The organism is Prochlorococcus marinus subsp. marinus str. CCMP1375 (genome assembly GCF_000007925.1).
GTDB classification, from domain to species: Bacteria; Cyanobacteriota; Cyanobacteriia; order PCC-6307; family Cyanobiaceae; genus Prochlorococcus_E; species Prochlorococcus_E marinus.
Genome location: NC_005042.1, coordinates 1,683,837 through 1,706,095, shown reverse-complemented (window position 1 = coordinate 1,706,095; position 22,259 = coordinate 1,683,837). Strand labels below are relative to the sequence as shown.

The 22,259-nt window shown below is 37.2% G+C and carries 20 protein-coding genes and 1 tRNA gene; 11 read left to right on the top strand and 10 right to left on the bottom strand.

What is annotated here, in order from left to right:
- Positions 1-18: 18 nt before the first annotated feature.
- Positions 19-849 carry a nucleoside triphosphate pyrophosphohydrolase gene (gene mazG / locus PRO_RS09100; protein WP_011125996.1) on the bottom strand — a complete coding sequence of 277 codons (831 nt, stop codon included), beginning with the start codon at positions 847-849 and terminating at the stop codon, positions 19-21.
- 322 nt (positions 850-1,171) lie between these two features.
- Here mazG and PRO_RS09095 point away from each other — a divergent pair.
- Positions 1,172-1,243: transfer RNA gene (locus PRO_RS09095), tRNA-Val, on the top strand.
- Between the two features lie 179 nt (positions 1,244-1,422).
- Here PRO_RS09095 and PRO_RS09090 read toward each other — a convergent pair.
- Positions 1,423-1,674, bottom strand: coding sequence for a hypothetical protein (locus tag PRO_RS09090; protein ID WP_011125995.1), 252 nt, complete (start codon positions 1,672-1,674; stop codon positions 1,423-1,425).
- 64 nt (positions 1,675-1,738) lie between these two features.
- Between PRO_RS09090 and PRO_RS09085 the strand changes: the two genes are divergently transcribed.
- The 3 genes from PRO_RS09085 to PRO_RS09075 all read left to right on the top strand — a co-directional run bounded on the left by PRO_RS09085 (position 1,739) and on the right by PRO_RS09075 (position 5,701).
- A complete protein-coding gene (locus PRO_RS09085) occupies positions 1,739-2,197 on the top strand; it encodes a hypothetical protein (RefSeq protein ID WP_011125994.1) in 459 nt (152 codons plus the stop codon).
- A 64-nt stretch (positions 2,198-2,261) separates the two neighbouring features.
- Positions 2,262-5,063, top strand: a complete 2,802-nt coding sequence (locus PRO_RS09080; RefSeq protein WP_011125993.1) for a valine--tRNA ligase — start codon at positions 2,262-2,264, stop codon at positions 5,061-5,063.
- Between the two features lie 17 nt (positions 5,064-5,080).
- Positions 5,081-5,701, top strand: a complete 621-nt coding sequence (locus tag PRO_RS09075; protein ID WP_011125992.1) for a TVP38/TMEM64 family protein — start codon at positions 5,081-5,083, stop codon at positions 5,699-5,701.
- A gap of 159 nt (positions 5,702-5,860) precedes the next feature.
- Here the strand turns inward: PRO_RS09075 and ligA are convergent, their stop codons facing one another.
- Both ligA and PRO_RS09065 read right to left on the bottom strand, forming a co-directional pair.
- Positions 5,861-7,918 (bottom strand): NAD-dependent DNA ligase LigA, encoded by a 2,058-nt coding sequence (gene ligA / locus PRO_RS09070; RefSeq protein WP_011125990.1) that lies wholly within the window; start codon positions 7,916-7,918, stop codon positions 5,861-5,863.
- 24 nt (positions 7,919-7,942) lie between these two features.
- The gene (locus PRO_RS09065) at positions 7,943-8,365 is read right to left on the bottom strand and encodes a membrane protein (protein WP_011125989.1); all 423 of its coding nucleotides are present in this window, start codon (positions 8,363-8,365) and stop codon (positions 7,943-7,945) included.
- A gap of 126 nt (positions 8,366-8,491) precedes the next feature.
- On the opposite strand from PRO_RS09065, the gene PRO_RS09060 reads away from it, so the two are divergent.
- Positions 8,492-9,040 (top strand): SprT family zinc-dependent metalloprotease, encoded by a 549-nt coding sequence (locus tag PRO_RS09060; protein ID WP_011125988.1) that lies wholly within the window; start codon positions 8,492-8,494, stop codon positions 9,038-9,040.
- Positions 9,041-9,144: 104 nt separating this feature from the next.
- Positions 9,145-9,660 carry a hypothetical protein gene (locus PRO_RS09055; protein ID WP_011125987.1) on the top strand — a complete coding sequence of 172 codons (516 nt, stop codon included), beginning with the start codon at positions 9,145-9,147 and terminating at the stop codon, positions 9,658-9,660.
- A gap of 5 nt (positions 9,661-9,665) precedes the next feature.
- On the opposite strand, the gene PRO_RS09050 is transcribed toward PRO_RS09055, so the two are convergent.
- The 5 genes from PRO_RS09050 to PRO_RS09030 form a co-directional block, all read right to left on the bottom strand.
- Positions 9,666-10,223 (bottom strand): chorismate lyase, encoded by a 558-nt coding sequence (locus tag PRO_RS09050; RefSeq protein ID WP_193328877.1) that lies wholly within the window; start codon positions 10,221-10,223, stop codon positions 9,666-9,668.
- 29 nt (positions 10,224-10,252) lie between these two features.
- A complete protein-coding gene (mnmG, locus tag PRO_RS09045; RefSeq protein ID WP_011125985.1) occupies positions 10,253-12,256 on the bottom strand; it encodes a tRNA uridine-5-carboxymethylaminomethyl(34) synthesis enzyme MnmG in 2,004 nt (667 codons plus the stop codon).
- 39 nt (positions 12,257-12,295) lie between these two features.
- A complete protein-coding gene (gene dnaB, locus PRO_RS09040; protein WP_011125984.1) occupies positions 12,296-13,711 on the bottom strand; it encodes a replicative DNA helicase in 1,416 nt (471 codons plus the stop codon).
- A 60-nt stretch (positions 13,712-13,771) separates the two neighbouring features.
- Entirely contained in the window at positions 13,772-14,230 is a 459-nt protein-coding gene (gene rplI, locus PRO_RS09035) for a 50S ribosomal protein L9 (protein WP_011125983.1), read from the bottom strand.
- 68 nt (positions 14,231-14,298) lie between these two features.
- The gene (locus PRO_RS09030) at positions 14,299-15,231 is read right to left on the bottom strand and encodes an acyl-CoA desaturase (protein WP_011125982.1); all 933 of its coding nucleotides are present in this window, start codon (positions 15,229-15,231) and stop codon (positions 14,299-14,301) included.
- 85 nt (positions 15,232-15,316) lie between these two features.
- On the opposite strand from PRO_RS09030, the gene PRO_RS09025 reads away from it, so the two are divergent.
- From PRO_RS09025 to PRO_RS09005, 5 genes are all read left to right on the top strand, one after another.
- Positions 15,317-16,051 carry a hypothetical protein gene (locus PRO_RS09025; protein WP_036892573.1) on the top strand — a complete coding sequence of 245 codons (735 nt, stop codon included), beginning with the start codon at positions 15,317-15,319 and terminating at the stop codon, positions 16,049-16,051.
- Positions 16,052-16,053: 2 nt separating this feature from the next.
- Positions 16,054-17,340: an aminotransferase class I/II-fold pyridoxal phosphate-dependent enzyme gene (locus tag PRO_RS09020; protein ID WP_225866426.1), complete on the top strand. Its 1,287-nt coding sequence runs from the start codon at positions 16,054-16,056 to the stop codon at positions 17,338-17,340.
- A gap of 35 nt (positions 17,341-17,375) precedes the next feature.
- Positions 17,376-17,765, top strand: a complete 390-nt coding sequence (gcvH, locus tag PRO_RS09015; protein WP_011125979.1) for a glycine cleavage system protein GcvH — start codon at positions 17,376-17,378, stop codon at positions 17,763-17,765.
- A gap of 33 nt (positions 17,766-17,798) precedes the next feature.
- Positions 17,799-20,693 (top strand): aminomethyl-transferring glycine dehydrogenase, encoded by a 2,895-nt coding sequence (gcvP, locus tag PRO_RS09010; protein WP_011125978.1) that lies wholly within the window; start codon positions 17,799-17,801, stop codon positions 20,691-20,693.
- Positions 20,694-20,781: 88 nt separating this feature from the next.
- Positions 20,782-21,084, top strand: coding sequence for a hypothetical protein (locus PRO_RS09005; protein WP_011125977.1), 303 nt, complete (start codon positions 20,782-20,784; stop codon positions 21,082-21,084).
- A gap of 14 nt (positions 21,085-21,098) precedes the next feature.
- Here PRO_RS09005 and PRO_RS09000 read toward each other — a convergent pair whose 3' ends face one another.
- On the bottom strand, positions 21,099-22,253 hold the full coding sequence (locus PRO_RS09000; RefSeq protein ID WP_011125976.1) for a glycosyltransferase family 4 protein: 1,155 nt from the start codon (positions 22,251-22,253) through the stop codon (positions 21,099-21,101).
- Between the last annotated feature and the right edge of the window lie 6 nt (positions 22,254-22,259).

Below are 22,259 nucleotides of genomic sequence, written 5' to 3'. Positions count from 1 at the left end.
TTTAAATTTACTTTGTGATTAAGTTTGTAAATAGTTAACTGATGCTGTATCTTTCATATTATTCATCTTAGCTTCTTTCCACAAATTTTTTATTTGTAATTTGCTAGCTACTGTATTATTAAGTTTAGCTTCTATATAGCTAAGATTACAAAGAAATTCCTTATTTGCTTTTAATAAACCTTCTTCTGGATTTAATTTTTTAATTATGCCAATATTGATTATATTTAGAAGTAATCTACCTATATTACCTTCACTATTATTTATTCCTGACAAGTCATTTTTACATGATTTTATATCTTCTTCAACTGATTTCCAGGCTTCTTCCAATGAATGCCTTTCAAGTCCTTTCTCAGATGTTTTTTTTGATATATAGATTGCACTCGTAAGAGCAGATTGTGACCGTACTTTTCTTATTAAGCCTTGACTAAATGGAATATTTGTATCTGGCATCGGTTTTTCTAATTGCTTTATTTCTTCCCATGTGTGTTGAATTTCTTCTTCCTTCATTTCTCTTTTCTTATGAAAAACGTGAGGATGTCGCCTAATCATTTTTTCAGCAGCTGTTTGAGCTATATCATCAAAGCAAAATCTTTTTTCTTCATTAGCAATCTGTGCATGAAGAACAACTTGAAGTAATAAGTCACCTAGTTCTTCAATTAAATCTGAATCATTTCCATAACGAATTGCATCGCAAACTTCGTAAGCTTCTTCAATAGCGTAAGGAATTAATGATGTGTGGTTTTGTTTGAGATCCCAGGGACATCCATTAATAGGGTTGCGTAGTTTAGAGACAACTCTTATAAGCTCTTCTATGGCACTTTTTGGATTGGACTTGCGGAGGTTTAACATTGATTTGATTGCTGAAGACACTTTCTGTTATGGCTTTCAAATTCCTTAGGGGAATTATTTCTTCTTTTTAGCCTGAACTTGTCTTAGATCAACAAATATTCTTGTTTAATGTCATTAAAAAGTTGAGTTTTGAACTCTTTCTTAGAAGGCCCAAAAACTAGTTTTTTTAATTTTCAAAGATGATGCAAGTCTCATTTCCTTGTTTAACTCATTTCCAGCATCGCTTGGAAGATGGGAATTTAAAAATTTTATTTTATAGATGTGTTCTCTTTTTCCATTAATTTTCTACTGGGGTTGCCTTGATGAGGCAGAATTAACTAACGGGCGATTAGCTCAGCGGTAGAGCGCCTGCCTTACAAGCAGGATGTCCCTGGTTCGAACCCTGGATCGCCCATTGAGAATCTTAGATTATCTTTAAAGGTTTTGAAATTGTACAGAGATCATAAGGCAGTGGTTCTTATCCTTATGCAAGAAGGTGAGAACGCTTTTGATGTCTTGCAGAATTTAAACTTAATTTTAATTAAGTAGCTATACAAATTTTTAGCTAGTTAATAGATTAACTATTCTTATTTCTTACTCTTCAGGGAATAGTAAGGAAGCTAATTCTTCAGAATCAACATCGTAGACCCTAGCTAAGCTTGTTTCTATAGCATTGGTAACGTCACCAGATAGAAATCTCATTGCATTGATAGCATCATCTGCTATCTCTTCTGTAAGGAGTTTTTCACCGTTATCTAACTTTTCATCATTAATTACGGCCATCACCCAACTTTGATAGGCGTAAATTAAGTCGGAAAACTCTAGTTCGGGGTCATTTAGATCCATGATTAGTATTAATGCTGTTTAAAGGCAGTCAAATCTAATTTTATTAGAAAAAGAAACTGTTGTTATGAAAAAAACAAATCAATCAAGCATTCAGGCAAAAATGTTCAATTTTGCTGTATTTGAATTGGTAAGAAATCAACGAAATAGTTTTGAACCAATTTGGACTGTAGATAGTTGGGTAAAACTTTTAATTTGGTTATCTTTAAATTGTGGCTTATCTGGAGAAAAAGAGAGTCTTCAAAGTTTTGCTGATGCTTTGGGATCGACTTTAACCATAAGAATGAGGAAGATATTTTTTGAAAGAACTTTAGAAGATTTGTCATTATATTTAATAGCAGATCCATCTGAAGCCAAGGTATTTGTTATGCCAGTAGCCAGTGAGATTTCATTAACATATGATCGCTGTAAGGAAGCTTTGAATATTGTGGGATTAACTGCACGAGTTATTACAGATAGCAGTCAATGGGAGGAACATGATCAATTAATTGCTATTCCGTGGAATTCTTCAGAAAGTGGCTGTTGATTTTTACAAAAACATTTAACTTCATTAGTGTTTTCTTATAAGATTTGAATTCTTCTTTGTTCTTGTGGTTGACCAGCCTGATTCAGAAAATTTAGATCATGCAGTAGATGCATTGTCTAAGAGATATGACCCTTTAGGAACAGAGTGTCGTTGGCAAAAAATATGGGAGGAAGAGGGTGCCTTTCATCCAGACCCTAATGATGAAGGTGAGCCGTTTTCAGTGGTTATTCCTCCTCCAAATGTCACTGGCAGCCTGCATATGGGCCATGCTTTTAATACAGCATTAATAGATACAATTGTTAGATTTCAACGTTTGCAAGGCAAAAATGTACTTTGTTTACCAGGGACAGATCATGCATCGATTGCTGTTCAAACAATTTTAGAAAAACAGTTAAAAAAAGAGGGTCTTACTAGAGATGAATTAGGAAGATCAGCTTTTTTAGAGCGAGCATGGGCATGGAAATCAGAAAGTGGTGGTCGAATTGTTGAGCAATTACGACGTTTGGGTTATTCAGTTGATTGGAAGAGAGAAAGGTTCACAATGGATACAAGATTAAGCAAGGCTGTCTCAGAGGCATTTGTACGTTTACACCAACAAGGATTGATTTATAGAGGAGAATATCTTGTGAATTGGTGTCCTGCTTCTTCTTCGGCAGTTAGTGATTTAGAAGTAGAGACTAAAGAAGTTGATGGGTATCTTTGGCATTTCCAATATCCACTCTCCAAGATTAATGATTCAAATGGAATCAGATTTCTTGAGGTGGCCACTACTAGGCCTGAAACTATGTTGGGTGATGTTGCTGTTGCTGTAAATCCCTCAGACAGTAGATATTCAAACATTGTTGGTCAAACACTTACTTTGCCATTTCTGGGTCGTGAAATTCCTGTTATAGCTGATGATCATGTTGATATGGATTTCGGTACAGGATGTGTCAAAGTTACGCCTGCGCACGATCCGAATGATTTTGCAATTGGTCAGCGACATAATTTGCGGCAGATCACAGTGATGAATAAAGATGGCACTATGAATGCTGAGGCAGGTCCTTTCGAAGGCCTTGATCGTTTTGAAGCTCGTAAAGCAGTTGTTAAAGCATTAGAGCAAAAGGGATTATTGACCAAGGTAGAACCATATCGGCATAGCGTTCCTTTTTCTGATAGAGGTAAGGTTCCTATAGAACCTTTGCTTTCAACTCAGTGGTTTGTCCGCATGGAACCTATGGCAGAGCGCTGTCGTTCGCATCTTGGCAAAGATGAACCTCGCTTTTATCCCGATCGTTGGGCAAAAGTTTATAGGGATTGGTTAACAGGTATTCGCGATTGGTGCATTAGCAGACAATTGTGGTGGGGACATCGTATTCCAGCTTGGTTTGTTGTAAGTGAAACGAATAATGAACTTACAGATGACACTCCATATATAGTTGCTCTTTCAGAAAAAGATGCGCTTTTGGAGGCACAGAAAAAATATGGAACTGATGCTGTACTTAGACAAGATGAGGATGTTCTCGATACTTGGTTTTCAAGTGGTTTGTGGCCTTTTTCTACTTTGGGTTGGCCAGATAAAACGAATGCTGACTTATCACGCTGGTATCCCACTAATACTTTGGTGACTGGCTTTGACATAATATTTTTCTGGGTTGCGAGAATGACAATGATGGCAGGTGCTTTTACAGGAAAGATGCCTTTTGCTGATGTGTATATTCATGGCTTAGTCAGAGATGAACAAAATCGCAAAATGAGTAAAAGTGCAGGAAATGGTATTGATCCACTTTTACTTATAGATCGATATGGAACTGATGCCCTTCGTTTTGCTTTAGTGAAAGAGGTAGCAGGAGCAGGTCAAGACATTCGTATTGATTATGATCGGGCAAAAGATACCTCTGCAACAGTTGAGGCTGCTAGAAACTTTGCAAATAAATTATGGAATGCAACTAGATTTGCTTTAATTAATCTTGGGGATACAACTTTTAAGGAGACATTTGATGAATTAGAGCACAATCGTTTGGAATTATCAGATCAATGGATTTTATCGAAGCTTTCAAAGGTAAATAACGAAACAGCTAAACGTTATAAAAAATATGCGCTTGGTGAGGCAGCTAAAGGGTTATATGAATTTGCTTGGAATGATTTTTGTGATTGGTATTTGGAATTAATTAAGAGACGTTTGAATCTTGGTGAATCTCCTAGTGAAGCTGATTTGAGTAATCGTAAGAAATCGCAAATAGTTATGTTTAAAGTTTTAAGAGAACTCTTAGTAATGATGCATCCTTTGATGCCTCACCTTACTGAAGAACTTTGGCATGGAGTTACAGGTTTTTCCAATAAAAAGTTACTTGCACTTCAGTCTTGGCCAGCTTTAGATAAAGACCTAATAGATGAAGACTTGGAACTATCTTTTTCTGAATTGTTTGGAGCGATTCGTTTGGTTCGTAATTTAAGAGCAGAGGCAGGTTTAAAGCCATCTCAAAGAGCACCTGTTCGCTTTGTTACTAAGAATCAAAATCTCTTAAATCTGTTAAAGAAGGCGACTCAAGATATCCAAGCGCTGACTCGAGCAAATAAAGTTGAGATTCTTCATCCCAGAGAAATATTCGAAGAATCCAGCGGAAGATCTTTAGCAGGTGTTTCTGGGGAGTTAGAAGTTCTTTTGCCTATCGAAGGTTTAGTGGATTTGCAGGCTTTGAGGAACAGGCTTCAGAAAGATTTGTCTAAGGCTGAAAATGAACTGAGTATTCTCTCCAAACGTCTAGATAATCCTAGTTTTGTTCAAAAGGCTCCCGAGAAAGTTATTGAGGAATGTAGGTTGAAGCTTTCTGATGCAGAAGCTCAAGCTGAACTAGTTCGTCAACGATTATTAGGTTTGAAATGAAAGCCTAAGCTTCTATTATGAGTGTTATACAAAACTTATTTCAAAGTCAAGCGTCTTTTCTCAACTCCTCTTTGGGGATTATTTTTTTTATAATACTTTATGCATTTTGGGTAAGCATTTTATTACCAAGTTCATGGATCTCGATGCTTGCAGGATTGATTTATGGTTCATTCCTTGGAAGTATTTTTGTTTTTATCGGTGCTACTTTGGGGGCAGTTTTAACTTTCTATTCAGTAAGGATATTTTTAAGAAGTTGGATTCAAAGCCGCTTATCTTTATGGCCTAAATTACAATCAATTGAAAATACTATTACTAATGAAGGTTTAAAACTAATTATTATGATGAGACTTTCGCCAGCCTTTCCATTTGGTCTTTTAAATCTTGCTTATGGTATTAGCAATGTAAAATTTAGAGATTTTTTAATAGGTTTACTTGCTATTGCTCCAGGTACATTTTTATATTGCTCGTTGGGATCTTTGGCTGGAGAAATATCTCGATTTAATGAGATTCTTTCTAATAAAAGTGAATGGAATTCCCTTTTCTATACTATACTTAGCTTGATTTCTACTGCTATAGTAGTTTTTATTTTGGCAAGAGGTGTAAATAAATCGTTAAAAGATTCAAATGAAATAAATTAATCTATTGATTTTATATTCCAATCTTTAATTGTTGCTATTGATATAAACCAAATAAGTCTAATTTGTCCAATTAAATCTTTTTTTTGGACAAGCTGATTATACTTTTCCCTGCCACAAGTGGTCTTAATTAAAGAGAAGATTATAGGTCTTTTCATTTCTTTAATTGCTAATAAGTGTCATTAATTCTTGCTCATTAATGACCTTTATCCCAAGTTCTTTAGCTTTTTTTAACTTATTTCCAGGTTTTTCTCCTGCGACTAGATAATTGGTTTTTGAGCTAACTGATGAATTTACTTTGCCACCTTCACGTTCAATTAGCTCTTCTAAATTTGCTCTGCTTAAGGATGGCATCGTACCTGTAATAACAAAAGTTTTGCCAGAGAATTGAAGCTTTTCTTGCATCAATATATTATCTATTGCCCCTTCCTCGTTAACTCTTTCTAGTGCAATACCTAAGTCTTTTAATTCCTTTATTAAGTTTTGATTTATCGAACAATTAAACCACTTATGAAGAGATTCTGTGATTTCACTTCCAATTCCATAAATATTTGAAATGGATTCAGGAGATGCAATCGCTGCATCAGCGAGTAGAGATATGCTTGGAAACACTTCAGCAATTGCTTTTGCATTAGCTTCGCCTATATGTAAAATTCCCAAGCCATAAAGTTGTTTGTGCCATGGTTGTTTTTTTGAGTTATTAATTTCAATTAAAAGCTTTTCTGCTGATTTTGTACCCATTCTTTCAAGATTTTCTAAATTTTTTTCTTTAAGTTCATATATTCCTGCAATCGATTTAATGATCTTTCTCTTAACTAATTGTTCTACAAGCTTTGTTCCAAAACCATCTATGTTCATAGCACCCTTGCTGACCCAATGACGGAGCACTCCTCGAAGAATTGCAGGACAATCATTATTTAGACATTTAGTTGCTGCCTCACCAGTTTCTTTTAAGAGTTTTGAGTTACATTCTGGACATTTTTCAGGTAGAACTAATTTTTTTGCATTGTTAGGCCTTAATTCTTTAATAACTCGAATAACTTCAGGAATAATTTCGCCAGCTTTACGTATAACAATTGTGTCTCCTTCATGAATGTCAAGTTCAGATAATCTATTTGCATTGTGCAAAGTTGCTTTGCTTACTAATGTCCCTCCCAGAGGAATTGGGTTAAATTCAGCAACGGGTGTAACAGTTCCCGTTCTACCTGTTTGAAATATTAATTTATTTAATTGTGTGGGTGCTTCCTCTGCGGGATATTTCAGGGCTATGGCCCACCTAGGTGCTTTTTGGGTTATTCCTAAAGTTTTTTGTAGTTTGAAGTCATCTATTTTGATGACTATCCCATCAGTTGTATAAGGAAGCTGGTGTCGACGTTTTTCCCAATCAATGCAGAACTTTTCAACTTGATCTGGTTGAGAAATTAATTTGGCATTTGGATTGACTCTAAAACCTGCTGCTTTTAGCCATAGCAATGCTTCCCATTGCCCTTTTGGTTTTTTGGGGTCTGTTTCACCTGGTATCCAATCGTCTGGCAAATGAATTGTGTAGGCAAAAAAATCTAGATGTCTTGATGCAACTATTCGAGAATCTAATTGTCTAAGTGTTCCAGAGCAGGCATTCCTAGGGTTTGCAAAAAGTTGTTTTTCTTCTTTTAGACGTTCTTTGTTGAGAGAAATAAAAACTTTATTTGGAATAAATGCTTCTCCTCTAATTTCAACCCAAGCAGGTGGATTTTGCAGATGTAGGGATAATGGTATTGAAACGATAGTTTTGACATTTGCTGTAATTTCTTCTCCTTCAGCACCATCGCCTCTAGTAGCTCCTCTTGTTAGCACCCCATTCACATAACTAAGAGCTAAAGCATTGCCGTCTATTTTTAATTCACACACCATGGCGGAATGACTTTTAAGATGCTTTTGCATTCTTGAATGCCAATAATTGAGTTCATCAAAATTAAAAGCATTATCTAGGCTTTGTAAGGGAATTCGGTGTTTAATGCTTTCAAATTTTGTTGCTGGCTTGTTTCCTAATCGTTGCGATGGACTATCGGGTGTCACTAAAGACGGATATTGTTTTTCAAGTTCAATGAGTTCTCTATAAAGACGATCAAAAACTGCATCTTCTATCAAAGGTGAATCAAGTATGTAATAGGCGTGATTAGCTTTGTTCAGAAGAGAACGAAGCTCGGAAATCCGCTTGGAATGATTCGTTTCTGCCACTGAGATTTGAAGTAGGAGCTTTTGCTAACTGTTTGCCCTAGCAATTCGATTGATTCTCCAATCTTTGTCGACTTTGGTGAAAGTAAATTCCAAAGGTAATTGAGTTGATTTGTCCTCTGATTTGAGATTTAAAGTCAGCAGAATTTGATTGTTTTCGATACGAGGTCGGCCTGACTTCAAGTTTTTGTATTTGTTCAATTGCAGTTCTTTTAAGAATTTGAGGAAATCTTGACGATTGACATGTTGCTTATAGGTTTTGGTTGTAAGCCTGTACGCACCATCTATTCGACCTGACGCTATTTGATCGAAGAACTGCTTGATCAGAGGATTAATTCCTCTAGCTCCTATTACTAGCTTTATGGCGTTAAAAGTCCATAACAGTAGTAAGGCACCCCCTCCATAAAGAAGTGTTTTGATGCCGATTGCTTTGACTAGTGCCCCATCCATTTTCTAAATGCTGTAAAAGATAAAGTTAGTTTTACTAACTTTAGGGATAAGACTATTTCACAGTCACTATGTTTTAGACAGAATGTCATGCCTTCTCTTTAGTAGCGCTGTTCTCTTAAAGAATTCATGCCACTAATTCCCCTATTGCCCATATTTCATCGTTTTAATCGTGACTATTTTGATGGCTTACTAGTCAAAGACGATAAGCCAATCGTTTCGATAAGATGGAGTGATGGCAGATTACGTAATACAGCTGGATTTTATCGTAATGGGATAATGGCTGGAGGTAAAAGGGTTTGCGAGATTGTTTTATCTAGTCCAGTGTTAGAAAATCTCCCACAAAGTGCCTTGGAAAGCACTTTGTGTCACGAGATGATTCATGCTTGGATTGATCTTGTCCTAAAAGTTTCAGAGGGCCATGGGCCTAATTTTCATGCTCGAATGAAACTCATTAATTCTTTACAGAAAAATTTTCAAATAAATGTTCGCCATCAATTCCCAGTTCCTGTAAAATTGCCCAAGTGGTGGGGAGTCTGTCCTTCTTGTGGCTTACGTTCTCCTTATAAACGTCTTGTCAAAGGAGTAGCGTGTAGGCATTGCTGCGAAACTTTTCACGGTGGAAAGTGGCATGCAAGTTGTGTTCTAATTTATGAGCCTCTTAATATACAGAAATGATGATTCACTTGTTATTACGAATCATGATTTAGTTCGTTTGTTCATTGCTTCAAATCTTTATCATTTTGAATTTGTAATTGTACTAATTTCAAGAAAAATTTTCTATGAATAGAAGCCGTTATTCAAATCAACGTCGCCAGCGTTCGAGAGATGCTATAGAACGGCGTATGGATAAATGGGTCGAAAGTGGGAGGCAATTGGTTGATGGTGTTGCTGGTAATAGACCTGGACAACGAAGAAAGGATAATCGTTCTGGATTTAATAATATGGGCAGATGGGTAGAAGAAAAAATTGATTGGTTTTTTGAAGAAGAAGATGATTGGTCTACTCCTATAGAATTCGACACAGATGTGCGACAGACCATTCCAATAACGAAGAGACCTTTACAGGCAATATCTTTAAGAGTTCCTAAGGCGCTATCAGCTGCAGATCAAGAAAATGTTTCGCCTGATGTTGTAGATCAATGGCCTGATGATTCTTCTTTTCGAGTTGAAAGATGGGAACGGGATTCTTTGCAAGAGCAAGATGGACGTAAAACTAAAGGTTTGGAGAATTCCACTAAGCAGCAGAAAATTCAAGGGGGGCGTCCTTTACCTCGATCTAGTCGGAGAAGAAATTAAGTTAATCAAAGATACTCGATTTGTTCCCGACCTGAGCTTCCAAGCCATTCTTCCAATTCTGGGCTGAATACTTCTCTTATGACTGTTAGTTCTCGTTCATGCCTAAAAAATCGATAATGCCTGCTCCAAAAAGGTCCTTTGATTTTGAATTTATTCTCTAACCATTCAGCTTTGACTAAAGCTAGTCCATCTACTTCACGAAATAATTCAGAACGTCCCTGTGTCAAGCTTTGCCAAATTGGTTGATTTTTATTTTTTAAGTGATGTTCTGCTTCATTCTTATTCCACCAGCTTTCTGCCCATGCAAGTGTTTGAGAACCACATTGCAGCCAAACTTGCCTTCTCAATAAGGGATGTTTAAGTTCGTTGACTTCTTTAGGTGCGTTTTTAACGGGACTAAGATCTGACTCCATTGCAATAAGCTCAATTTTTACTTCATAGCCAGTTAATAGACTGAGATGTCGCGTAGGGCTTCCATCTCCTAAAAGCATCAATTGCCATGCCCCAGGCAACTTTATAGGAACTTTGCCTGATATGACTGACGTTGTGAGTGCTTCCCAGATTGGCTCCGGCGATTGCAGTAATTTGTTTTTCAGAAATCAACTCCTAAGTTTGAATGAAGTTTTATTTTGGCTTCATTATTTCTAATTTTTGCTGCATGACTTTTGCGGTTTTGAATTTTAAGCCAGATAAGCAATGCACTGAGATCTGCTTTACTTACACCGGGCAATTGACTAGCTTCCCCAAATGTTTTTGGTTGGGTTGCATTTAATTTTTCACGAGCTTCTTGAGATAGTGTTTTTATATTTGTGTAATTAACCTCCGAAGGCAGTGCTCTCTTATTTTGTTTTTTTATTTGCTCTATTTGCAAATTTTGGCGTTTTAAGTACCCACTATATTTAATATCTATTTCTACTCCTTCTCTAACATCTAATGGGAGAGAGTTGTTAGCTAATTTATGCCGAATTAGATTATTCATATGCATTCCTGGTCTGCGTAAGAGATTCGCTAGGGTTATAGATCCTTTAATTGATGCGCCACTTTCTTTCTCTATTTTTAAAGCAATAGGATCACTATCTTTTATTCTTTGTTGCTCTAACCTTTTCTTTTCTTTTTCCATATTACTTTGCTTAATTTGAAAAATATTCCATTGATAATCATTAACCAGGCCTACTTTGTATCCTAGTGGAGTAAGTCGTCTGTCTGCATTATCTCCTCGAAGTATTAGTCGATACTCACTTCTACTAGTTAAAACTCTATATGGCTCTCTTAGATCTTTTTTTATAAGATCATCAATCATAGTACCGATATAACTTTCTTCTCTAGGAAATATAATTGCATCTTGATTATTAACGTACCTGGCAGCATTTAATCCAGCAACTAGACCTTGAGCCGCGGCTTCTTCATAGCCAGTTGTGCCATTAAGTTGTCCTGCACTAAATAGACCTTCTATTTTCTTTGTTTCTAGTGAGGCTAGTAGTTGAGTTGCTGGAAGATAGTCATACTCAACTGCATAGGCTGGACGAAGCATTACACAATTTTTTAGACCAGGTAGAGTCCGAAGTAGTTGCAATTGCATTCCTTCAGGTAATCCAGTCGATAGCCCCTGTATATATATTTCGGGCGTATTTCTACCTTCGGGCTCTAGAAAAATCTGGTGTGATTCTTTATCGGAAAAACGAACAATTTTATCTTCAATTGAAGGGCAATATCGTGGACCTTTGCTATTTATAAATCCTCCATATATAGGTGTGAGATGAAGATTATTTTTGATAAGTTGGTGTGTTTTTTGAGTAGTGCGCGTCATATAACAACTCATTTGTTGCCCACTTTTCCATCGCTCAGGATCGAAAGAAAAAAATCGATCTGCAGCATCACTTTTTTGTTCTTCTAAACTGCCAAGATCAATTGTTCTTCTATCAACTCTTGGAGGAGTTCCAGTTTTTAGGCGACTTGTTTCAAAACCAAGCTTTTGAAGTGCTTCGGTGAGACCTGTTGCAGCTTGTTCTCCTGCGCGACCAGCATCCATTGATTGATTCCCAATCCATATTTTCCCTTTAAGGAAAGTACCAGTAGTAAGAATTACTGCTTTGGCTAGATAGATACTGCCAAAATAAGTTTTTATGCCTTGGACCTGACCTATTGTTTTTTCTTCTGATTGCTCTTTTATTTTTTTTCTATTGGGAGAACTCTTTATTTCCAAATCGGTTACCATTGCTTCTCGAAGACTTAAATTTGGTGTTTCTTGAAGCATTTGAAGCATTTCAATAGAGTATTGCCTTTTATCTGTTTGAGCCCTAAGAGCCCAAACGGCTGGTCCTCTGCTGGCATTTAGGATCCTTTTTTGTAGAGCTGTTGAATCTGCTAAACGACCAATAACTCCCCCAAGAGCATCTACTTCATGGACTAATTGACTTTTGGCGGGACCTCCAACTGCAGGATTACATGGTTGCCATGCAATCCGATCAAGATTCAGAGTAAATAAGGCTGTGGAAAGGCCTAATTTTGCAGTAGCTATTGCAGCTTCGCAACCTGCATGACCACCACCAACAACAATTACATCAAACTTTTCTTTGGCATTGCTGTAATTACTCATCTCACAATTTTCAGTACTGACGTCTGGCACATTTATTGCTTAGTTTGCAAGATTTCTGAATCTTGTAAATTGAGGCTCGAAAAGTAACTTAACTGTTCCTATAGGACCATTTCGATGTTTTGTAACGATCACTTCGGTAATTCCTCTATCAGGAGTTTCAGGATTGTAATACTCATCTCTATAGATCATTAGAACGAGATCTGCATCTTGTTCGATAGATCCTGATTCACGAAGATCACTAAGCATTGGTCTTTTGTTGGTTCTTGATTCAACACCTCTACTTAATTGGGAAAGGGCTATTACTGGTACTTTTAGTTCACGTGCCATTGCTTTCAAACCTCTTGTGATCCTTGAGAGTTCTTGAACTCTGTTATCAGGTGTTGATCCTTCCATTAGTTGCAGGTAGTCGATAACAATCAGCCCAAGGTCTTTGCCTTGTTCAGCAATTAAACGTCTGCAAAGAGAGCGCATTTCTAACACTCCTAAATTAGGCTTGTCATCTATGAAAATTGGCAGTTGACCAAGTGTATTAATTCCTTGTCCTAGAAGGGGCCATTCTTCCTGATTTAATCTCCCAGTTCTAAGTCTTCCACTTTCAATGCCAACCTCCATAGATAGCAGGCGATAAGTGAGTTGCTCTTTACTCATTTCCAAGCTGAACACACAAATAGGTAAATCATGAATCTGGGCAACGTTTTTTGCCAAATTGAGAACAATGGATGTTTTCCCCATTGCTGGCCTTCCTGCAACAATAATTAAGTCACTTCGTTGTAGACCTTGAGTCATTGCGTCAAGATCGTAGAAATTTACCGGAATACCAGCCATAGCTGTTCCAAGTGAACGACTCTCGATTTCATTAAATGTGCTTGTGAGAATCTCTGCAGTTGGAATCAGTCCTTTAGAAGGTTTTTCTTGGCTAATGGAAAATATTTTTTGTTCTGCTTTATCAAGTAATTCCTCCATGGGCATACTTTGATCAAAACTAAGTTTTATAACTTCGTTACCAGACCGTATCAGTTGGCGTCGAAGGAACTTGTCGGTAATCAATTTTGCAACTTGTTCTATAGAAGCTGTGGAAGATATTTTTTCTACTAATTCAACCAATCGATTATTACCTCCAATGCTTTCTAGTTCTCCTGTATCTGCTAACCAAGCACTCATTGATGTCAAATCAGTTGGCTTACCTTGACTATTCAGCATCAAAGCAGTTCTAAAGATTTTTCGGTGTGCACTGAGGTAAAAAGCTTCTGCTTGAACTAAATCTGCAATGCGATTAATGGCATCGGGATCTAATAGAATGCCTCCAATAACTGCCTCCTCGGCTTCAAGATTTTGCGGTGGAACTAGATCTTGTTGCCCTTCAAATCCTCTAGATTGAGAATTTTCATAATGCTTACTATTTATCCCTTGATAGTTGCTTGGTTTTTCGTTTTTAGGGAAAGGAACATTAACCATTTCATATTAATTAGCAGAGATACCTACTTTGGCTTGAAAGATCAAGCTTGCAACTAAATCTTAGTTACCAATTACTTCAAGATTAATCTCAGCGGTGACTTCGCTATGAAGCTTTACTTGTACTTTATACTTTCCCGTTTCATGAATCTCAGGAACAATGATATTTCTTCGATCTATTTCTTTTTGTGTAGCTAATTGAATCGCTTCTGAGACGTCACCATTTGTGACTGTGCCAAAAAGAACGCCATCTTCCCCTGTTTGCTTTTTAATGCTAAATCTGCCAATAGTTTTAAGCGCAGTTTCAAAATCAATAGCTTCTTGCTTTTTGGCAGCCTCAAGCTCAGCTTTTTTTGCTAAACGATATTCAACTTGTTTTAGAACTGAAGGAGTGACCGCTAAAGCTTTCTGTTGAGAAAGGAGGAAATTGCGTGCATACCCTGGTGCTACCTCAACAACATCCCCATCCTTGCCAAGGCTGAGAATATCTTCTTTGAGAACTACTTTTACTCTTTTCGCCATCGTTGTTTAAAGGAATTGGATCAGATTCAACGAAGTTGAATTTCAGTTAATTATTTTAAGAGTTAATCTTAAGGCTTCATGGGTAATCGTATCTTTTTAGCAAGGCCTAAAGCATGGAGTAAACGAATATGTTGCCAAGTTAGATCAATTTGACCTTTAAATAATCCTTGACGAGCTGAGCTTGGATAAGCATGGTGATTGTTATGCCAGCCTTCTCCGAAGGTAAGAGCTGCTACCCACCAATTGTTTTTAGATCCATCTCCACTATCAAATGCAACATTGCCCCAGCAATGAGTAGCTGAATTAACAAGCCATGTCACGTGATAAACGACAACCAAACGGAATGGAATGCCCCATAGAACCATGGACCAGCCTCCTGATTCAGAGCCATGGCCAATCCAGTAAAGCAATGCTCCTAATGGAATTTGAAGTAGCAAAAAGTTTTTGTTTAAAAATCTGTAATAGGGGTCTTGAATAAGATCTCCACTGAAATTAGGAACTGTTTGCAGTGCTGGAATTGGTTCAAACATCCATCCCATATGACTCCACCAAAATCCTTTTTTACTGTTGTGGTGATCAGCATCTGTATCTGAAAATGTGTGATGATGTCTGTGAAGTCCTACCCAGTCAATAGGTCCATGTTGGCAACTTAAAGCCCCGCAGGTTGCAAAAAACCTCTCTAGCCAGTGAGGAACTTTGAAAGCTCTATGCGAAAGCAGTCTGTGATAACCCAACGTGACTCCTAAACAGGCTGTAACCCAATAAAGAATTAATAATGCAGCTATATTCTGAAGACTCCAGAACCTTGGAAGTAGAGCAAAAATTGTTAAGGCATGGATAGCTCCCATGAAACCTACAGTTCCCCAGCGCCGTTTAAATTTGCGTGGATACCTCAATTCTTTTTTAGTTTTTACTTGAAGCTTCTCTGATGCAGCCAGTGCTTTATCTGCGGATACTGGCCTTCTTAACGGAGCCGTTGCTTCAATCACGCTGGACACCACATTGACCTTATTAACAATAGCCTATTATAGTACTTGATAAGGATCAGTATCAGGGCTCTGGCTTGATCTTTTGTATGATTTAGTTATGAGTCTTGGTTTTCGCGATCGATTATTGAAAGGTAGGCGATCAATGGCCCACCTCATTCATATTTGGCATGAGCGCAATAGTTGGTCTCATAAAGTTTTGCCTGCCCTAGCTGATTGCCTGGATTTAGGAAGAGTTCATAATTCTCAAATTTCCAATCTTCGTAATGGAAAACTTTCATCACCTGGGCCAGAAGTTTTTCTTGCATTGTCACAAGTTAATCATGTTCTTTATCAAGGAATTGATGGGATAAGGGATCGTCTTAAGGAGGATCATCCGGAGTTGCTTCAAATTCTTGCCGATTCAGCTATTCCTTTATTAGATGACGATAAGAAACCATTGACTGCAGGTGATTTGTTTGAAATTTTCATTGGATTGTCTCCTTTGCCATCTATTTTTGATTGGTTTATTGAGGAAGAAGAAGCAGGGAACCTTAGTGGAGCTTTATCAGATCATTTATGCAACAAAAGACCTTGGAGACAATGTCGTGAAGAAGTTATGGCAGCCTATCCTGTTAATAAATCTGATCGTCGAGAAAGATTTGCTGCCGTTATGTCAGGTTTAAAGGACTATACCGCTGAAGAATTAGATGGTGAATTATTAGATTTGTTCGCAACTTATCAAAAAATTTTTCCATCTAATATTCAAACTGTAGATTTGTTTCTAGAAAGTCTCAGAGCAAGAGTTCTAGTACCAGATGATTCTGCACAGATTCAAAAAAAGAATTCATTGTGAATATAAAAGATAAGCAATTTTTGAGTAATGAATATTGTTATCCGAGGGTTAGCAATCTTGTTTCAAAGGTAGAAGCAGATTTAAAAGAAGTAGCTGATCAAAGAACTCAAGATGTTGCAATAAGTTTGTCAAAGATATTACAGGCATTTTCTACTGAAGGATTAGGACCTCAGCATTTTCAATCTGTTAGTGGAATTGGTCATGGTGATTTGGGTCGTGACTTGATAGATAAAGTTTTTGCAAATGTTTTAGGAGCAGAAAAAGCTTTAGTTCGAATGCAATTTGTTAGTGGTACCCATGCAATATCTTCTATATTATTTGGTATTTTAAGACCAGGAGATAATTTACTATCTATTACTGGAAAACCGTATGATACCCTTGAGGAAGTGATAGGTTTACGAGGAAAAGGACAGGGATCTTTATTGGATTTTGGTATAAATTATGATGAAATATCTGTTTTTAATGATGGAGAGATTGATTTAAAATCTTTAGAAAAGGCTTTAGAGGTTTCAAGGGAAATGATATTTATACAAAGAAGTTGTGGATATTCATGGAGGCAATCTTTGTCTATTGCTGATATAAAAAAAATCTGTGATATTTGTCATATAAAACAACCTAATTGTGTTTGTTTTGTGGATAATTGTTATGGAGAGTTTGTTGAATTGCAGGAGCCTAACCATGTTGGAGCAGACTTAATTGCAGGATCATTGCTTAAAAATTTGGGAGGGACGATTGCTCCTGCCGGTGGATATATAGCTGGTAAATCTGTTTTAGTAGATAAGGCTTGTAACAGATTAACAGCGCCTGGAATTGGAAGTGATGTGGGGACTAGTTTTAATCTAAATAGACTTGTTTTGCAGGGCCTATTCTTATCTCCGCAAATGGTCGCGGAATCTTTAATTGGGGCTGATATTATTTCAGGTGTGTTTCAGAAGCTTGGCTTTAAAGTCAATCCTTTGCCTGGACAATTTCGTAGTGATTTGATCCAATCTGTTTGCCTAGGTAATGTTGAAACTCTTGAAATAGTTTGCAGGTCTTTTCAACTTTGTTCTCCTGTCAGTTCTTATGTAAATCCAATTCCTTCTTCTATGCCTGGCTATGAATCAGATTTGATTATGGCTGGAGGCACTTTTGTTGATGGTAGTACAAGTGAATTTTCGGCAGATGCACCATTACGTCCTCCTTATAATCTATATGTTCAAGGCGGCACACATAGAGCGCATATTAAAATTGCAATTACCCAAGCAGTCATTGCATTAGTTCAATCAGGAATTGTAGATTTGCCTTAGATTTAATGATTGTTTACCTTTGCTCTTAATGGCTAATGATTTTTGATTTTCCAAAAAAGTTTCGCTTTGCTGATAGTCATGAATATGCCTGTCCCGAAGGAGATTTAGTTCGAATAGGCATTAGTGCTTTTGCTGTAGATCAATTAGGGGACATAGTTTTTGTTGATCTTCCTGGAATTGGCACTTTGTTAGAACAAGGAATCAGTTTTGGCTCTGTCGAGTCCGTTAAGGCTGTAGAGGACATGAATGCTCCGATTGGAGGGGAGGTATTACAAATAAATGAATCTGTTCTAAATAGTCCTGAAGAGTTGCAAAATGATCCACATGGAGAAGGGTGGCTATTACTTGTTAAGCCTTCTGATGCAAGTCAATTAGACAAATTGATGTCATCAGAAATATATTCTGAAAAAGTGTCTTCGAAATAAGTGTATTTCTTGTAAATTTGGAACAAATTAATTGTGAGAAACACTAAAGCTTCAAAATTTTCAGATCGTCATCTTGGTCTCATAGAAGAGGCTCAAGTAGAGATTTTGAATGCTTTAGGACATGCCGATATAAATGATTTTATTTCTTCTGTTGTTCCTGAGGAAATTCTTGATGCTCAACCTCCAGATGAATTGTTGCCAAAGGCATTGAATGAAATCGAGGCGTTAGAAGAATTGCGATCAATTGCTAAGAAGAACCAAATTAAACGCTCTTTGATTGGTCTTGGATATTACGGGACATACACACCTGCAGTGATTCAGCGACATGTTTTTGAAAACCCCGCTTGGTATACCTCATATACTCCTTATCAAGCTGAAATTGCACAGGGCAGATTAGAAGCTCTCTTTAATTTTCAGACTTTAATTACTGAATTAACAGGTTTACCTATTGCTAATGCTTCACTTTTAGATGAAGGTACTGCTGCAGCTGAGGCAATGAGCCTTAGTTTTGCAGTAAATAAGCAAACTAAAGCTCGTAAATTTATTGTTGATGATCAGGTACTTCCTCAGACACTTGCAGTTCTTAAAACACGAGCAGAGCCTTTGGAGTTAGATATAGAGGTAGTTAATCTTACAGATTTAGTTATTAATGAAACTGTTTTTGGTCTACTCATTCAATTGCCAGGGAAAAGTGGACAACTTTGGGATCCTTCTTCGCTAATCGCTCAAGCTCATGAATTTAATGCTTTAGTAACTGTAGCTATAGATCCTTTGGCACAGGTTTTAATTGCTCCTATGGGTCAACTTGGCGTTGATATTGCTATAGGCAGTTCTCAGCGTTTTGGAGTGCCTATAGGCTTTGGCGGCCCTCATGCTGCGTTCTTTGCTATTAAAGAGGAATATAAGCGACTAGTTCCAGGCAGATTAGTCGGTCAATCTATAGATTCCAAAGGTCATTCTGCGTTGCGATTGGCTTTACAAACTAGAGAACAGCATATTCGCAGAGATAAAGCTACAAGTAATATTTGCACTGCACAAGCTCTATTAGCGACCATTGCTTCTTTTTATGCTGTTTATCATGGACCGCATGGTTTAGAAGAGATAGCTAAAAATATTATTTACCTGCGATCACAATTAGAATTATATTTAAAAGAATTTGGATATACTTTTGCTCCTGACTGTCGTTTTGACACATTAGAAATTCATTGCTTAGAAGCACCAGAAATTCATAGATTATCAATATTAAGTGGTTTTAATTTAAGAATTCTTCCTTTAGGTGCTTCTATAGAAAAATCTAAAGGTTTTGCAGTATCTTTTGATGAGTTAAGCACTACAAAAGAATTATATAAATTATGCAAAATTTTTGCAGATGTCAAAGATAAGAATTTCGAGCCTAGAGAAAATACTAATTTTAATTTTAAGGAGTCTTTAACATCTTTACCTTTAAGAACTACTCCTTGGTTAAAGCAGCAAGTTTTTAATAACTATAGAACTGAAACTGAGTTAATGCGGTATATCCAAAAATTAGCCAGTCGAGATTTTTCATTAGTCAATGGAATGATTCCTTTGGGCAGTTGCACAATGAAATTAAATGCCACAGCTGAATTGTTACCAATTACGTGGAAAGAATTTTCTTCAATTCATCCTTTTGTTCCATCTGATCAAGCAAAAGGTTATGGATACTTGTCAGAACAATTAGAAGGTTGGTTGTGTGCTCTTACAGGTTTTGATGGTGTTTCGCTTCAACCAAATGCCGGATCCCAAGGAGAGTTTGCAGGCTTGCTGGTAATACGTGCTTGGCATAAAGCTATTAATCAGGCCGATAGGAATATTTGTTTGATTCCTAAAAGTGCTCATGGAACAAATCCCGCAAGTGCAGTGATGGCAGGGTTTAAAGTTGTAGCCGTAGAGTGTGATGAATATGGAAATATTGATTTTGAAGATCTTGTTTTGAAAGTAGAAACATATTCTTCTGAATTAGGGGCTTTAATGATTACTTATCCATCTACACATGGTGTATTTGAGCCCAATATTCGGCAGATTTGCGATCAAGTTCATCTACATGGTGGTCAAGTGTATTTAGATGGAGCTAATTTAAATGCACAAGTTGGACTTTGTCGGCCAGGTGCGTTTGGGGCTGATGTATGCCATTTAAACTTACATAAGACGTTTTGCATTCCCCATGGAGGTGGAGGCCCAGGTATTGGTCCAATTGCTGTGGCAAAGCATCTAGTTGCTTTTTTACCATCAAAGAATTTTCATGCTTCTGATAATAATGCTGCAATAGGAGCTATATCTGCTTCACCTTTAGGAAGCGCAAGTATTTTGCCTATTAGTTGGATGTATATACGAATGATGGGCGCAGATGGCCTACGTCAAGCAAGCTCTTTAGCAATTCTTTCAGCAAATTATATTGCTAATAAATTAGATCCTTATTTTCAAGTTTTATTTAAAGCACCTAATGGGAAAGTTGCACATGAATGCATTTTGGACTTGAGATCAATTAAACGTATTACTGGAATCGAAGTGGATGATGTCGCTAAGAGATTAATGGATTATGGATTCCATGCTCCAACTATTAGCTGGCCAGTGGCTGGTACTTTGATGATTGAACCAACAGAAAGTGAAAGTTTTGAGGAAATCAATCGTTTTTGTGAGGCGATGATTTCTATAAGGTCAGAAATTGATGCGATTGAGTCTGGAATTACTGATTTAAGTAATAACCCTTTGCGTTTGGCCCCTCACACAATGGAAACAGTCACTGCTGAAATTTGGGATAGACCATATACTCGCCAACAGGCTGCTTTTCCATTAAAAGATCAGTTTATGAACAAGTTTTGGCCAGCTGTTTCAAGAATAGATAATGCTTTTGGTGATAGGAATTTAGTTTGTTCTTGTAGCACTTTAGAAGAACTTTCAGAAACCTAATTTTCTAACAGCACTAGCTTATTTCTTATTTAATAGTTAAATTTTGAGCGAAAACCAAAATATTGGCTTTTAATGCTGCATCTAAGAGTTGGATTTCTCTTTAGCAGTTATCACGTTGCATGGGGGCAACTTGTTTAAAGACATTTCTTGTAATCAACTGGACAAAGGCTTAGCGAAGGATGAATTGACTTTGCCGTTATTATCAGGCATTGATGAGTCCACGTTAAGCAAAGGTCAAATATTAAATGTTGATGGTACTAATGTAGTGAGAGTTCCTTTTGGTGTTCGGCATCCCAGAAGAAAAAGACCTCAGATTCCTGAAAGGCTCGCTACTTTGATTTTACCTTTTCAGCGTATTGGATCTCCTACTCCTCCTCCACATGCCGCTTAGTTTGATTTGAGTGATTATGCAGCAATATTATTGGTAGTATTTTTTTCCAAGATTTGAGTGTAAAAGCTTTTGAGTTGTTCAGTTGCACTTGGCCAGCCCCAACGTTCTGCTTCTAGTCTTGCTGCTTCTCTCATGGATTGACGCTCGTTTTTATTATCTCCCAATAACTTTTCAGTCGCTTTGATAAGACTTTCAGTACCATTGTTCTCGCCGTCAGGATCATAAAGACATCCATTTATTCCGTCGGTAATTATATCTGGAATTCCTCCTTTATTAGCTCCTATTACTGGGCATCCAGCTGCCATAGCCTCTAATAGAACCAAGCCTAATGTTTCGGTACTGGATGGGAATAAAAAAGCATCTCCTGAAGCATATGCACTAGCAAGTTCTTCACCTGCAAGATAACCAATGAAAGTGGTAGGAGTATTTTCAAAGATTTGTTCTAGTTGATTTCTAAAAGGGCCATCTCCTACAAGAGCAAGTCTTGCATTTGGTAAGGCTTCAAGAACAGGTTTAATTCGTTCAATTTGTTTTTCTGCAGATAACCTTCCTACATAGATAAGTAGAGCTCCTTCATCACTAAATTTGCCTAATAGTTTTTTTCGCATATTGTTGTTCCTGAGTTCTGGACGAAAATTCTGTGTATCTACTCCGCGCTGCCATAAAGCTGTATTTTGAATACCTTTCTCACTTAATTCTTTGACCATTGCAGTTGAGGTACAAAGATTTAGCATTGCTTGATTATGAGCAGCTTTTAAAAGCTCCCAAAGCAATGGCTCAAGCATTCCCATTCCATAATGTTCCAGGTATTTGGGCAGATGTGTGTGATAACTCGCTACAAGTGGAATTCCATTAGTTTTTGCTAGCCAAATCCCGCCAAGACCTAGCACGGCAGGGTTCACAACATGTATAAGATCTGGTTTAAAAGTTTCTAGTGCATCCGATACAGATGCTCCTGGAAGACCAAGCTTTAGCTCTGGATAAAGAGGTAAGGGCATGGCTGGTACACCAACAACCTTTGCACCCATATATTCTTCTGGGCAACCTTCTGGGCAAAAGATAATTACTTCATCTCCTGCATCCGTAAGACTTTCAATGGTTTTTGTTAGCCTAGTAACAATTCCATCTACTTTGGGCAGAAAAGTTTCGGTAAAAAAAGCTATCTTCACTTGATT